The 14,245-nt window shown below is 46.9% G+C and carries 13 protein-coding genes; 2 read left to right on the forward strand and 11 right to left on the reverse strand.

Annotated features, from left to right (window positions below):
• Positions 1-13 precede the first annotated feature (13 nt).
• Together VIM72_RS04825 and VIM72_RS04830 are read right to left on the reverse strand one after the other, a co-directional pair.
• Entirely contained in the window at positions 14-907 is an 894-nt protein-coding gene (locus VIM72_RS04825; RefSeq protein WP_332001734.1) for a class I SAM-dependent methyltransferase, read from the reverse strand.
• A 25-nt stretch (positions 908-932) separates the two neighbouring features.
• On the reverse strand, positions 933-2,480 hold the full coding sequence (locus VIM72_RS04830; RefSeq protein WP_332001735.1) for an acyl-CoA mutase large subunit family protein: 1,548 nt from the start codon (positions 2,478-2,480) through the stop codon (positions 933-935).
• Between the two features lie 96 nt (positions 2,481-2,576).
• Here VIM72_RS04830 and VIM72_RS04835 point away from each other — a divergent pair, with 96 nt between their 5' ends.
• Entirely contained in the window at positions 2,577-3,485 is a 909-nt protein-coding gene (locus tag VIM72_RS04835) for a M23 family metallopeptidase (RefSeq protein ID WP_332001736.1), read from the forward strand.
• Here the strand turns inward: VIM72_RS04835 and VIM72_RS04840 are convergent, their stop codons facing one another.
• The 4 genes from VIM72_RS04840 to VIM72_RS04855 all read right to left on the reverse strand — a co-directional run bounded on the left by VIM72_RS04840 (position 3,486) and on the right by VIM72_RS04855 (position 7,470).
• The gene (locus VIM72_RS04840; RefSeq protein WP_332001737.1) at positions 3,486-4,019 is read right to left on the reverse strand and encodes a hypothetical protein; all 534 of its coding nucleotides are present in this window, start codon (positions 4,017-4,019) and stop codon (positions 3,486-3,488) included. It abuts the gene before it with no gap.
• Positions 4,020-4,155: 136 nt separating this feature from the next.
• Entirely contained in the window at positions 4,156-5,349 is a 1,194-nt protein-coding gene (locus tag VIM72_RS04845; protein WP_332001738.1) for a pyridoxal phosphate-dependent aminotransferase, read from the reverse strand.
• 153 nt (positions 5,350-5,502) lie between these two features.
• Positions 5,503-6,228, reverse strand: a complete 726-nt coding sequence (locus tag VIM72_RS04850; RefSeq protein WP_332001739.1) for a DUF4397 domain-containing protein — start codon at positions 6,226-6,228, stop codon at positions 5,503-5,505.
• Positions 6,229-6,252: 24 nt separating this feature from the next.
• Positions 6,253-7,470: a serine hydrolase gene (locus tag VIM72_RS04855; protein WP_332001740.1), complete on the reverse strand. Its 1,218-nt coding sequence runs from the start codon at positions 7,468-7,470 to the stop codon at positions 6,253-6,255.
• A 213-nt stretch (positions 7,471-7,683) separates the two neighbouring features.
• On the opposite strand from VIM72_RS04855, the gene secDF reads away from it, so the two are divergent.
• On the forward strand, positions 7,684-10,839 hold the full coding sequence (secDF, locus tag VIM72_RS04860) for a protein translocase subunit SecDF (RefSeq protein WP_332001741.1): 3,156 nt from the start codon (positions 7,684-7,686) through the stop codon (positions 10,837-10,839).
• Between the two features lie 95 nt (positions 10,840-10,934).
• Here secDF and VIM72_RS04865 read toward each other — a convergent pair whose 3' ends face one another.
• The 5 genes from VIM72_RS04865 to nusB all read right to left on the reverse strand — a co-directional run bounded on the left by VIM72_RS04865 (position 10,935) and on the right by nusB (position 13,913).
• Positions 10,935-11,237 carry an iron-sulfur cluster assembly accessory protein gene (locus VIM72_RS04865; RefSeq protein WP_332001742.1) on the reverse strand — a complete coding sequence of 101 codons (303 nt, stop codon included), beginning with the start codon at positions 11,235-11,237 and terminating at the stop codon, positions 10,935-10,937.
• A 168-nt stretch (positions 11,238-11,405) separates the two neighbouring features.
• Entirely contained in the window at positions 11,406-12,002 is a 597-nt protein-coding gene (gene coaE, locus VIM72_RS04870) for a dephospho-CoA kinase (protein WP_332001743.1), read from the reverse strand.
• Positions 12,003-12,130: 128 nt separating this feature from the next.
• The gene (yajC, locus tag VIM72_RS04875) at positions 12,131-12,475 is read right to left on the reverse strand and encodes a preprotein translocase subunit YajC (RefSeq protein ID WP_332001744.1); all 345 of its coding nucleotides are present in this window, start codon (positions 12,473-12,475) and stop codon (positions 12,131-12,133) included.
• A gap of 31 nt (positions 12,476-12,506) precedes the next feature.
• Positions 12,507-12,947, reverse strand: coding sequence for a DUF1573 domain-containing protein (locus VIM72_RS04880; protein WP_332001745.1), 441 nt, complete (start codon positions 12,945-12,947; stop codon positions 12,507-12,509).
• 36 nt (positions 12,948-12,983) lie between these two features.
• Positions 12,984-13,913, reverse strand: coding sequence for a transcription antitermination factor NusB (nusB, locus tag VIM72_RS04885; protein ID WP_332001746.1), 930 nt, complete (start codon positions 13,911-13,913; stop codon positions 12,984-12,986).
• Positions 13,914-14,245: the final 332 nt, after the last annotated feature.

The following is a 14,245-nucleotide window of genomic DNA, read 5'->3' on the forward strand; positions in this document are numbered from 1 at the left end:
CGCCGAAGGCGAACTATATTTTGCACTCGTACACAATAGAGCTACAGCGGTCCACTGTTTTCAGGCCCTTGCGGTAGGAGCGGAAGCCGTGGAAGAAGCCCTGCAGCAGCCGGCTTTTACCGGTTTTATATTTTTCGCTGAGCAAACTTACATAGAAGCCGTCGAACACCATAGGGTGTTTTTTGGCGAGCCTGATATCATGTTGTGATAATAATTTTTCCATGGAGCCGGGAGAGAAGTGATAAAGATGCCGGGGCACATCATACGCTGCCCAGTATTCTTTATAATAATTGGCGTCGGAGGAAGTGTAGTTGGGAACTGCGATAAGTAAAGAGCCGCCGGGTTTCAGCAGGGTGCGGATATGATCCAGGTAGCGGTGCAGGTCGTGCACATGTTCCAGCACATGCCACATCGTGATGGCATCAAACTGCTGCGGAGCCAAAGCGTATAGCTGTTCAATAGGCAGCGCTTCCACGCCGTAAATTTCTTTGGCATTTTTACGTGCGTTTTCATCGGGCTCCAGTCCTGTTACCGTCCAGCCACTGCTTTGCATATAATGGAGAAATGCGCCGGTACCGCTGCCTATATCCAGCAGTGCGCCGGTTTTAATACCGGAAGCATTGCGCACCCAGTTTTGTTTGGAGCGCAGCGTAATTTTCCTGACACTATGATATAAGCGGTTAATAAGTCCCTGCTTTGTTTCAGAATGGGAAATATATTCCTGCGACTGGTAATACCGTCCTATATGTGCGCTGTCGGGCACATTTTGTGTAAAGCGGCCGCCACAGCCCCCGCAATGGAAGATGTTGAATGTTTCCTTTGATACGGTGTAGTCCCTGGCAGTAATCGCTTCATGTATCTGCGACGATCCACAAAGCGGACAGGTGTTGTGATAGATTAAACTCATTTGATTATTGAATACGCTTATACAATTATTTATATTCTCCCCATACTTCTCTCAGCACATCTGCAATTTCTCCGAGGGTACACAAGTGTTCTACTGCTGCTACTACCAGGGGCATCAGGTTTTCATCGGTGCCGGCCGCCTGCCGGATCTGCGCCAGTGCATTTTGTACAGCGGCGTTGTCGCGGCGTTCCCGTAAGGATTTCAGGCGTTCGGACTGTACCGCCCGGATACTGTCGTCGATGCGGAATACTTCCGGAGTCGCCTGGTCTGCCGATGTAAATTTATTGACACCAATGATTATTTTCTCATTATTTTCTATTTCCTGCTGGTACCGGTAGGCGCTTTTCGCTATTTCATCCTGGATAAAACCCTGTTCTATCGCGCTAACGGCGCCGCCCATGGCGTCAATTTTATGGATCAGCTCCCAGGCTTTATTTTCTACTTCGTTGGTAAGCGCTTCCACATAAAAAGAACCTGCCAGTGGATCTACAGTATCAGCCACACCGCTTTCATAACCCACGATCTGCTGGGTACGGAGCGCAATGCGTGCCGCTTCCTCGGTGGGGAGCGACAACGCCTCGTCATAGCCGTTGGTATGCAGTGATTGGGTACCGCCCATAGTAGCGGCCAGTGTTTGAATGGCTACGCGCACAATGTTGTTCTGTGGCTGCTGTGCAGTAAGGGTGCTGCCCCCGGTTTGTGTGTGGAACCGCAGCATCTGCGCTTTGGGATCGGTGGCGCCGAGCGATTGGGTAATATTGGCCCACATACGCCTGGCCGCACGGAATTTGGCCACTTCTTCAAAGAGGTGGTTGTGCGCATTGAAAAAGAACGACAGGCGCTTGGCAAATACATTGATATCCAGGCCGGTGTCCAGTGCCGCTTTCAGATAGGCCTTCCCGTTAGCCAGCGTGAAAGCCAGCTCCTGTACGGCATTGGCGCCCGCTTCGCGGATATGGTAACCGGAAATGGAGATGGTGTTCCACTTGGGCACTTCTTTGCTGCAGTATGCAAAAATATCGGTGATCAGCCGCATGGAGGGTTTTGGCGGATAAATAAAAGTGCCCCTGGCGGCATATTCTTTCAGGATATCGTTCTGGATGGTACCGGAAATCTTTTTCAGGTCGGCGCCCTGCCGTTTGGCCAGCGCTATGTAAAATGCCAGCAGGATAAACCCTGTGGCATTAATGGTCATGGAGGTGGAGATCTGTTCCAGTGAAATATCTTTGAACAGTATTTCCATATCTTCCAGGGAATCTATGGCTACGCCTACTTTTCCTACTTCGCCTTCAGACATCGGGTGATCTGAGTCGTAGCCGATCTGTGTAGGGAGGTCAAAGGCCACGCTCAGGCCCATAACTCCCTGGCTGAGCAGGTAATGATACCTTTTATTCGATTCTTCCGCTGTGCTGAATCCCGCGTATTGACGCATGGTCCACAGTTTATCGCGGTACATGGTAGCGTGTATGCCACGGGTGTAGGGAAAAACGCCGGGCTGTTCTTCCATCTGCACCGGTTGCGTATATACCGGTGCTATTACAATGCCTGAATCGGTTTGAATGGTTTTTTCCATGGTATCTAAAACTAGCGTTGCAATGTTACATAATTATTATGGTACTTCGCCGCTGAGAAAAATATTGATATTTTGTGTTAAAGTTGGCAGGATACTATGGTCATCTACTGTTTATTAGGCGCAACGATCGCACTGGCGTTGTATAGTTTATATCTTGTCTGGAAAGCGGGAAGCCGCCCGCTGGCCGCTACTTATAGCTATTTGCTGCTGGGGCTTTCATTGGGCGGGTTCCTGTATTTATATGGTACCTGGGTGTACCTGTCTATTTACGCCAAGTATGTTTTTGGCGGACTGCTAATCCTCAATATGGCTGCCTATACCATGCGTAAGCATGATCATGCGGCCCGGCCCACGCCTTTGTGGAAACGCCGGAGCAATGGCGTGCTTGCTTTTGTTTTCGTGGTGATGTCTGTGTTATACTTTACCGGTACTACGGGTAAACCTGAACGGGTGGCGCTGGCATTTCCCTTTAAACCTGGTAACTACTTCGTGTTACAGGGCGGCAAAGGATTACCTACCAATGTTTTTCACTTTAGTTTACGCGGCGCCATTTATGCAATGGATATTGTAAAGCTGAATAATTACGGCGGGCGCGCAGGGAAGATATTTTCCCGGAAGCTGGAGGATTACGTGATCTTTGGGGATACCGTATATGCGCCATGTGATGGCCTTGTAATGAGGGCTTACAGCAATAACCCCGACAATATACCGCCTGCAATGGACCGGGGCCCGAAGAACACCAACCAGGTATTGCTGGAAACGCCCGGCTATTACGTGTTTATGGGGCACCTGAAAATGGGCAGCGTGATTGTACGTGAGGGACAGTATGTAAAACAGGGTGAACCGCTCGGTTGCGTAGGTAATTCCGGTTTCAGTTCAGAGCCTCATCTCCATATCCAGGTGCATGCCAGGAAGGCCGGCATCCCCTGGTACCAGGGAAAGCCGTTGTATATCCTGTTTAATGGAAAAAGTTATTTGTTGAATGAAGTGATCAAGGCGAAGTGATTAACGCATCAGTCGTTTTGCTTCCGCGTTGATGATCTGGGAAGTCAGTTCAGCAGGAGATTCGCCCGCCTGTAAAAATACTTCCAGTATTTGTTTGTTCAGTTCCATTGCCGGCGCATCCGGTGGCAGCTGCACGGCCACCTGGTTGATCACGGAAATAGTTTGTTCTTTCAATGTTTTCACTGCTTCCCATGTCATCGCTGAGACATAGATCTGCTGGGTAACATTATGTTCGTATTCTGCTTTGATCTGCTGTACCATGGATATCTGCATGTCCACTGCTGTTAACCCCGGCTGATAGATGCGCCCTATCAGGCTTTGCGGCGTGATACGGTCTACATAAAGCGCCATTCTCTCGTATGCCTGCAACTGTAAAGGAAGTACGGCCGGATTTACCGGTTGTTCCTTATTGTCTGCTGTTGTACCGGTTGTTTTATTTTTCTTAAAAAGATCTTTTATGGTTGGGTAAACAATAGCAACTGCACCTACTGCAAGCGCTATGTATAGTAGTGTATTCAAGTCAAGGCTGCCCATCTTATTTCTTTATGCGCACAAATATATATAAAGATATTTATATATTGTATGATAGTGTTTAAATTAAACGATTACCGGGAGATGTAAAAGGTAAGCATCTGCCGGTAATCATATTAATCACGAAGGTAATTGTTTGTTAAGCAAGTTTTCCCAGCCAGGTTTTCATTCTTTCCACCCCTTTCTCCAGTTTGTCCATACTGGTGGCGTAGGATATCCGGATACAGTTGGGCTGCTGGAAAGCGCTGCCTGTAACGGTAGATACGTTGGCCTTGTGGAGAAGGAACATGCAAAGATCGTCGGCATTTTTGATGTGCATGTCTTCAAATGATTTATTGAAGAACGCGCTCATATCAGGAAACATATAGAAGGCGCCTTCCGGATCATTTACCTTTAAGCCGGGAATGGCTTTCAGGGCTTCATGAATAAAGGCGCGGCGTTTTTTGAATTCGGCTACCATTTCCACGGCGGTGGTCAGTTCGCCGGTGAGGGCTGTGATGGCGGCGCGCTGGGTAATAGAGCAGGTAGCGGAGGTAAACTGGCTCTGTATCTTATCGCAGGCTTTGGCAATATCCAGCGGTGCAGCGAGGTAACCGAGGCGCCAGCCGGTCATGGCAAAGCCTTTGCTCAAACCATTAATGAGGATGGTACGGTTAATAAGGTCACCGAATTGCGCAATGCTTTCGTGTTTGCCTTCGTAGTTGATGTACTCGTATATTTCGTCAGAAATGATAAAGATCCCCGGGTGCTTTGCAAATACAGCGGCCAGTGCTTCCAGTTCCTTTCCGGAATATACGGAGCCGGTAGGATTGCAGGGGGAGGAGAACATGAACAGCTTTGTTTTTGGCGTGATGGCTGCTTCCAGTTGCTCCGCAGTGATCTTATAATTATTTTCGATACTGCAGGGAACAAATACCACTTCTCCCTGGCAAAGGCTCACCTGTTCTGAATAGGTAACCCAGTAAGGGGTAGGGATGATCACTTCATCGCCCGGGTTCACAATGCTCAGTACTGCATTGGCCAGGCATTGTTTGGCGCCTGTAGACACTACTATCTGTTCCGGCGTATAGTCAAGACCGTTATCCCTTTTTAATTTGTGCACTATTGCCTTTCTTACTTCCGGGTAGCCAGCCACGGGGGTATAGTGCGTAAATCCTTCATCGATCGCCTTTTTGGCGGCTTCCCGGATATGTACGGGAGTATCAAAGTCCGGTTCTCCGATGCTGAGGTCTACGATATCTATGCCCTGGGCTTTTAACTCACGGCTGAGTTTAGCCATTTTAATTGTTTGCGGCTCGGAAATCCGTGACAGCCTGTCTGCTAGTTGATTCATATCATTACATTGAATTGCCCGGAACAAACGTACAGAAAAAAACCAGATAATACACGGAAAGATCGTTCATAGCTGCTGTACAAACGCAGAACGGGCCGGATAACCGGCCCGTTCTGCGTTTTATATTGTTGCTTTTTACAGCAGCTTATTTGTTTAATAGAGGCTGAAGATAGCGTTGGTATACAGTTTATCAGTACCGCTGCTTCCTTTAACACCCATGAGATAAATGGTATAGAAGTAACCGGTATTGAAATTACCGATCTTCAGATCGCTGCCGCTAACCTTGGCTATTTCAGTGTTAGTACCGGCTTCCTTAATGGAGATAGAAGAGCCGGTGCTGAAAGAGCTGTAAAGTTTAAATGCACTGGCAGCGCTTACATCACCGTTAAAGTAAACACGGTTGCTGTCAATTTTTTCTGCACCAACATACACATCTACCGGACCTGCGTTCTGGCTCAGGTTCAGGAAACGGATACCGATTTTATCGCGGCTGTAGTTGGATTGATCTGTTTTGATAATAGCAGATCTTACAGGAGCTTTATCCCAGATCAGGTAAGTATAATACTGGGTAGAGTCGAAATTGTAAGTAGTGGAAGTAAATAAGCTGTCGCCTCCTTTTTTCTTCAGGTCAAATTTGTGCAGGCCTCCGTATACGGCGTACCTGGCATAGAAGTTATAATTGAATTCAGTTTCGGTTACTTTCTGGTCGTTATCATAGAAAATACCCGGGATCATGCTGGTAGAACTGCCTATTATCGCAATCTGCGCCTGTGGTCTCTGTGGCGTATAATTGTTATCATTCTTCAGGCAGGAAGAAAATCCGATGATTCCTGTCAACAGGGCCACAACTGCCCATACGCGATTTTTCTTGGTTAGCATTTTGCTCTCAGTTTTTAAATTGTGTTATTGATCGGTTGTTTTTTTATCATTTGGTTCAAAACGTGACAGGTCCGGTAAGATGTTCTTATGACGCATGGCTTCCGATTCGTAGATAATTTCACCTAATGCCTTGAGAAAAGGTTTACCTGTTTTTTCAAAAGCCTGCTGATCATCTCCCAAAATACCAGTAGTGTTTACAAAAATACTGGCAGACAGCAGGAATTCTGTTTTGTTGGCAAAATCCACAATATATGCTGTATCAGTCAGAAATCCGTATGCCCATCCCGGTTTGTTGAATATCCTGATATGTGAGGGTATCCGGCTGTTCCGGTCACCTCCAAAAAGTAAGAACCTGGTATATGCCTGATAGTATTGTTCCTTATCATAAACCGGATCCGTTGATTCATCCGGGTGTTGGGACATACATCTGTACAAAAAACGGTAATCTTTTCCTGTTAAACGGAAACGTTGGCGATTTGTTACAGCTTCCGGAAAAATTATGCTGCGCATAATATTATGAAGACTGGCAAGGGGAAGTTTATTGCGGTGGGAGAAGTTCATGGGCCGGTGCTCCAGGTGGTCGAGGTGATTGTACCAGGCTTTCCCTGCGAAATCTTCCCTTGGGGAAAACTCCAGCTGGCTGTAGGCCGCCGGCTGCTGGTACAGGATACTGTTTCCCTCCCGGAAGTTCACGGCATTGGTGCGCCGGTTGGCTTCCTCATGAAGGGGAAGCCCCACCCGGTGGCGGATCTGGGCTTCCGTGTACCCCATTTCCCACAGCCTGCGGTTAAAGGGCTCCTGCCCGATGAGCTCGTAGAGCCGGTTATAGGCGTCGTTATCGCTGATAAGAAATATTTTCTTTATATAATGGGCCACCGACGGGAGGCCGGAAGCGGCGGAGCGGTCGTGGCGCACACCGGTATTGATCCCTGTAAGGGGAGAGGTAAAGAAAGGGGTATTACGGTCAAGGCCCGGGATCTGCAGGTCATTCAGCTTTTCCAGCGCCAGGGCGGCAGCCGGCAGTTTTACAGTAGATGCAGGGTAGAAGTAGGTATCAGGGGAAACACCATAGTGATAGTCCGAAAAATGAGGCCGCTGTTGCTCATCCCGGTCTATACGGGTAAAAATGATCTGTAAACGGTAAGTGGAAGGATCGCTGAATATGGCGCCTAGCCGGCTTTTTTGACTTTTCAGCAAAGCTTCCAGGAAATTATCTGTTGCCGGATAATGTTGGGTTTGCATATATTTGTCGTTGTTATAGATTGTAAAGCAAAGGAATATACATAAAAAGACCAGAATCCGGGAGCAGCAGATTTAAAAAAAGTGTGCCAACCAACCTGTAAAGGCAGGCGCATATTGATTTTGCGCGTCTTTTAACTAGGACTTTAATATATCGATTTAAATTCTATCTTTGCAACTCTTAAAAATTTTTTTTATAAACCCGAAACAAACAGTATGCAACTTAAAGGACTGGTAAGATTTTTTGCCATCGCACTGATCCTTATCTCTTTGTACCAATTGTCCTTCACGTTTTTGGTGCGGAACTATGAGAAGAAGATAGAGCAGCAGGCCGAAAACGATGTGGCCAAGCAATACCCTACACCTGAAAAGAAATATCCAGGCAGTGCGGAACTGCAGGGCTTCTACTCAGACACCCTCAAAGGGTTTATTAAACAGAGGAGACAAGAGATTGTGGACAGTACCAGCAGCACCAAGATTGCAGGCTTCCCGTGGAATGTCACCTACACCAAGGCTAAAGAGAAAGAACTGAATCTCGGTCTGGACCTGGTAGGTGGTATGAACGTGGTACTGGAAGTAAGCGTGGAAGATGTTATCCGCGCATTATCCGGTCAATCCAAGGATGCCGCTTTCAACAAAGCGCTGGAAAGAGCAAATGAGCTGAAGAAAACTAACCAGGCCGATTTTGTTACCTTGTTCGGACAAGCATACACCGAGGTAGCACCACAGGGCAAACTGGCGTCTATTTTTGCAAATGCCTACCAGAAGGATATCACTTTCAATTCCTCCAATCAGCAGGTGCTGGACATGATCCGCAAGGAATCACGTGTTGCCATTAAAAATACCTATATCGTACTGCAGAAACGTATTGATAAATTCGGTGTGGCACAACCCAACATCAGCCTGGATGAAAATAAAGGACTGATCTCCGTGGAACTGGCCGGCGTTGATAATGCCGCCCGTGTGCACAAATACCTGCAGGCAACTGCCAACCTGGAATTCAGGGAAGTTTATAAGAACTCTCCCGACTTTATCCAGAACGTATTGTCGCCAATGAACGACGCGATCAGGAATGCAAAAGCTGCCGTTACTGCTGCTCCTGCAACACCTGCGGCCGCTGCTGATACCACTGCTACAGCTGCTGCTGCTGCTAAGGATACCGCTAAAGATGGCAGTCTGACTGATTACCTGTCTAAAAAAGATACCAGCAAAAACGCCAGCAAAGAACTGCAGCTGAAAGAACAACAGCAGCAGAACCCGCTGTTCATGGTATTATTTCCTAACGTAGATCCACAGTCCGGCTCCGTTTTCCCTGGCCCGTCTATCGGAAGGATCTTACCAAAAGATACCGCTACTTTCAACCGTTATGTAGAACTGCCGGCTGTAAAGGCTATCCTGCCTAAAGACCTGGTTTTTGCGTTCGGTGCTGAAAATAAAGAAGATAAACACGGTCCGCTGGCCGTATATGCGCTGAAAGTAAATCCTGCTAATCCGGAACCCCGTGTTGGCGGCGCCAGCATCGTTGATGCCCGCCAGGACATGGACCAGAACAACCAGCCGGAAATCAGCATGACAATGGATAACGAAGGCGCCCACCAGTGGAAAAAACTGACCGGTGAACTGGCTCCAACCAATCCAAAAGATCCCGCTACATTTAACTACGTAGCAGTAGTGCTCGATAACATCGTTTACTCTGCTCCTTCTATACAAGGTGAAATTGCCGGTGGCCGTTCCTCTATCAGTGGTAGCTTTACCATTGAAGAAGCAAATGACCTCGCCAACATCCTGAAATCCGGTAAAATGCCGGCTCCTGCACAAATCGTACAGGAACAGATCGTAGGACCAACCCTGGGTGCTGAATCCATCGCAGCCGGCGCCAAATCCTTTATGATCTCCTTCGGCGTCATCTTCGTACTCATGCTGGTGTACTATAACACTGCCGGCTGGGTAGCCAATATTGCACTGGTACTGAACCTGCTGTTTACCTTTGGTATCCTGGCTTCCATGGGAGCTACCTTAACCATGGCTGGTATTGCCGGTATGGTGCTCACCATTGGTATGGCGGTAGATACCAACGTAATCATCTTTGAAAGGATCAAAGACGAATTATCACATGGTAAATCCTACCACGATGCAGTGGCAGACGGTTACAAGCGTTCCTATGCACCGGTGCTCGATGGTCACGTTACCTCCCTGCTCACCGCCTTCATCCTGTTCTACTTTGGTTTAGGCCCTGTGCTGGGCTTCGCCACTACCCAGATCATAGGTCTGTTCCTGTCTCTGTTCTGCGGTATCCTGGTATCCCGTATGGTAACCGATTTCTGGATGAAGAGAAAAAGACACTTTGAATATTTTACACCTATTTCCCGTAAGGTATTTAAACATGTGGCTTTCGATTTCGTAGGCAAACGTAAATATGCTTATATCATTTCTGCGATCGTAATGGTGGCAGGTGTGTCTTCTTTCTTCCACGGGTTCGACCACGGTATCGATTTCTCCGGTGGCCGTAGCTACACTGTACGCTTTGAGCACCCGATGAACCGCGAGGAAGTGGCCGATGTACTGAGGAAAGAATTCGACTCTGAAGTATTCGTTAAAACGATCGGCAGCACCAACCAGCTGAGCATTACTACTTCTTATAAAATTGAACAGCAGAACCTGGCAGTTGATAAGGAAGTAGCCGATAAATTATACAATGGCCTGAAGAAGTTCTACGACGCTTCCGTAACGCCTGGTGTATTTGCTTCCCGTTATATAGTGGGATCACAGACAGTATCGCCTACCATTTCCGACGACTTGCGCGCAGGTGCAGTGAAGGCAACGATCCTGTCTATTGTGGTGATCTTCCTGTATATCCTCCTGCGTTTCAGCAAATGGCAGTACTCCATTGGTACTATCTTCTCTTTGCTGCACGACGTACTGGTTACCCTGGCAGTATTCTCCTGGTGCAGGTCCTTTGTACCATTCACACTGGAAATTGACCAGCACTTTATTGCTGCGATCCTGACAGTGATCGGTTTCTCTATGAACGACACCGTGATTGTGTTTGACCGTATCCGTGAGTACTTCAGGACCGGCGCTCATGGCCGCGACAGGGATACCGTGATCAATAAAGCGATCAACGATACCCTGAGCCGTACAATTATGACCTCTCTGACAGTGTTCCTCACCATCCTGATCCTGTTTGTATTCGGTGGTGAAGTAACCCGCGGTTTCGCCTTTGCAATGCTGATCGGTGTGATCACCGGTACTTATTCCTCTATCTTTGTTGCGGCGCCTGTACTGGTTGACTTCGACAAGAAGAATCAGCTGGCGAATGAAAACGATTCAGTGGAAGTAACTGCAAAGAAAACAGCTTCTGCTGCCAAATAAGTAAGTAAGACGTTACTGAAATAATGTTTGATAAATAAAAACCTCCTGGTAAGCCAGGAGGTTTTTTTATGTGGTATATTTTATGAAGATGATGATCAGCTTGCAGGCTGCCTGAATACAAACCCGGCGGTATCGCTTCCCTGCTGGTAATCTATTTCCATTCCCATAAGGTACATGCCATGGGCTTTTTTCATGATCACCGGGATACCGGATACTTCAAACAGGTCGTCGTCTTCCATGAGCGCGTCAAAGCCAAGCATATAGGCCACGCCGGAGCAGCCTCCACCCTTTACGCCTACCCGGAGATAGGGAGCTTCTGTATTACCCTGTAACAATTGTTTCACTACTTCCGCTGCACCTGGGGTGAGCTGAATGGGTGCTCTGTTCACGCTATCCATGATCCTTGTTTTGGTCAAAGTTAGGAAAAACCAAGGGTGGTTGGGCCATGTGGTATACAGCAGGTAACTGGCAGGTATAGGTAAGCAGGCGTGCGCATAGTGTGCACAGGCTTTGTTCATGCTTTGTTCATGCACATAAGGTGGACATGAGGTGGACTTGAAGCGGTTTTACTTTGTACCGGCGAGTTCCAGGAGTTTTTCATGGAGGGCCAGCACCTGGGGAATCACCATGTGCTGTTCATCGTTATAGATCACGTAATCGCTCAGTTTCACTTTAATGGTTTCGTCGATTTGTTTGTAGATGCGCGCCAGCACTTCATTGCGGGTTACGTTGTCGCGTTTCATGACGCGGTGTATCCGTAAGGGCTGGGGGGCAGAAACGGCGATCACCTTATCGAGGTGGTGAAACGATTCTGTTTCAAAGAGGAGGGCGGCTTCTTTTAGTACATAGGGAGTGTGTTGCTGCAGGGCCCAGTTATCCGAATCGCGGATGGTAGCGGGGTGTACCAGCGAGTTCAGGAGCGCCAGCTTGTCTTTATCGTTGAAAACGATATTTCCCAGGAGTTTGCGGTTCAGGGCACCCTGGGCGTCGTATATTTCTTCACCAAAGTGGTGTTTTACCTGTGCGGCCAGTTCCGGGTCGCGGACCATGATATCTTTCGCCCGGTCGTCTGCATAGTATACAGGAACTCCCAGTAATTCAAATATTCGGCTAACGGTACTTTTGCCGGAACCTATTCCTCCGGTGATTCCAATCTTTAACATGGCCCCAATTTATAAAAAATTACGAACTACCCATATGAATTACGGAGTTAGGGGCAGATGCCGGGAGACCTGGGGCCTGCCTGTTATCTGTCCGTAACTCCGCAGCAGTAATTACTTTAACGTAATCCTTATTTGGTTTCAGCCGGTTTTTGCTGGGCTGTAGTGTATTCCATGCTGATGGCAGAACGTTCGATGGTAAAGTTGGTGCCGGGGCTTACTTCCATCAGAACGGTGTTATTGTCGTTCATTTTCTTCACTTTACCGTGGATACCGGCAATAGTGACGATTTTATCACCTTCTTTCAGGTTATCGATAAATTGTTTCTGCAATTTTGCCTTTTTGGTCTGAGGTCTGATCATGAAAAGCCACATGACAAGGATCATACCCCCAAAGAACAGGAAAGAAACCCAGGAGTTACCACCACCTTGGGCACCGCCCTGGGGCGCCATTAATAAAATGTTCAGGATGTTCATTTCTATAATTGATTTAATAGTTTAGTCCGGACTATTTGGTAATGATATTGCATTGGATTTTTGGTCCTACCACATAACCGTCATTATTGTTGATTTTAACAGAAACTTCTTTTTCGGTATAACCCGATTTTCCGTGGCTGTCGAAAATGACCTTCATATAACCGGATTGTCCGGGTTTGATAGGTTCTTTTGGCCATTCCGGCACGGTACAACCGCAGCTGGATATGGCGTCTTCGATGAGCAGCGGGCTGGTGCCTGTATTGGTGAATTTAAAGGAATACTCCACTTTTTCACCGGCTACAATCTCCCCAAAGTTATGCACCTTTTCTTCAAAGGTAAGCGCGGAAGATTGGCCAGCTTCATTTTTTTGACCGTTACCGGCTGCAGCGGCAGCGGTATTATTTTTTGCATTATTGTTACAAGCCGCTACCAGCAGGCTTCCACAGGCGAGTAAACAGAACAGTTTTTTCATGGCTTACTATTTTACCGTAAAAATAACTTTTCCCACTTACTTTTTCGGACGGTCCTGTTTCTGCACCAGTTGTTCTTTTTCAAGATCTTTCAGGATATTATCCAGGATCCCGTTGATGAACTGCCCACTCTGGGGGGTGCTGTAGGCTTTTGCCAGGTCTATATATTCGTTGATCGTTACTTTGGTAGGAATGGTAGGGAAATAGAGGAATTCGCATACGCCCATTTCCATCAGCAACATATCCACTGCAGCGATACGTTCAGAGTCCCAGTTTTGTAACTTAGGCTTGATCAGTTCCAGGCAGTATTCTTTTTTGTCTGTTACCGTAAGCAGGAGCTCCTTTGCGTAGTCCAGTTTTTCCTTACTGATCAGCTGGAGGAAATTAAAGAGATGCGGCTTATTGAAATAGTTATTGATCAGGATGCCCATCATTTCTTCGTCGTCGCCCCAATGAAGGAAGGTATCTTCCATGTGTTGCTGGAACGGCTCGCTTTTAGCCAGTATTTCTTTATAGATGAATTCCAGTATTTCCTTTTCGCCTGCCTTGGTACGGTTACCGTCTGCTATATAGGCTTTGTAGGCATCTGTGGCAATGAGTTGGTTATAAAGCTTTCTGAGCAGATCATCATCTGTTTGCAGCTTCATTTTCCATTGCTCCAGGTTTACCTGGAAACCTTTGTCGCTGGTTATCTGGTAAATAAATTCATTTCCTGCAATTTTAGTATTCACCTGCAGGTCCTCGGCAGAGGGTAAGTGTTTGGAAGCACGGGTTTGCGCATCAATTTCGGCGTACTGTGCTACCTGTACCACTGAGTTAAGTAAGTAGGTAAAGATCTGGCAGGTTTGGTCCAGCTTTTCGTTTAAAAGTCTGGTGGCCGTACCTGGCTTAATATTGCTTTGCTCCATCGTTTCCAGGGCATAAAGCGTTTGCATTACTTTTACCCGGATATTTCTTCTACTGATCATCTTATAAAAAAGAACTGGTATAAGGGCGCAAAAGTAGAGAAAAAATTTCATATTCGCGGATTTTGTCCGATGCGGAGTTTGTCTGACTCAGGATTAAACTGATTATGCTGATTAGCCGGATAACTTTTTAGGCGAAGGGATCTGAGCGGAGTTTGTCTTGGAACACTGATTACGCTGATTATGATGATTACATGGATGTCTTTTTGAGTTTTTTAATAATAAAGGAAGATATGAGTGGCATATACGCTTTTATCTCAGAACTGTATTAAAAAAAATTAAGAAAAATATCCATATAATCATCATAATCAGCGTAATCAGTGTTCCAAGACAAA

The organism is Chitinophaga sp., from assembly GCF_036569185.1.
GTDB lineage: Bacteria > Bacteroidota > Bacteroidia > Chitinophagales > Chitinophagaceae > Chitinophaga.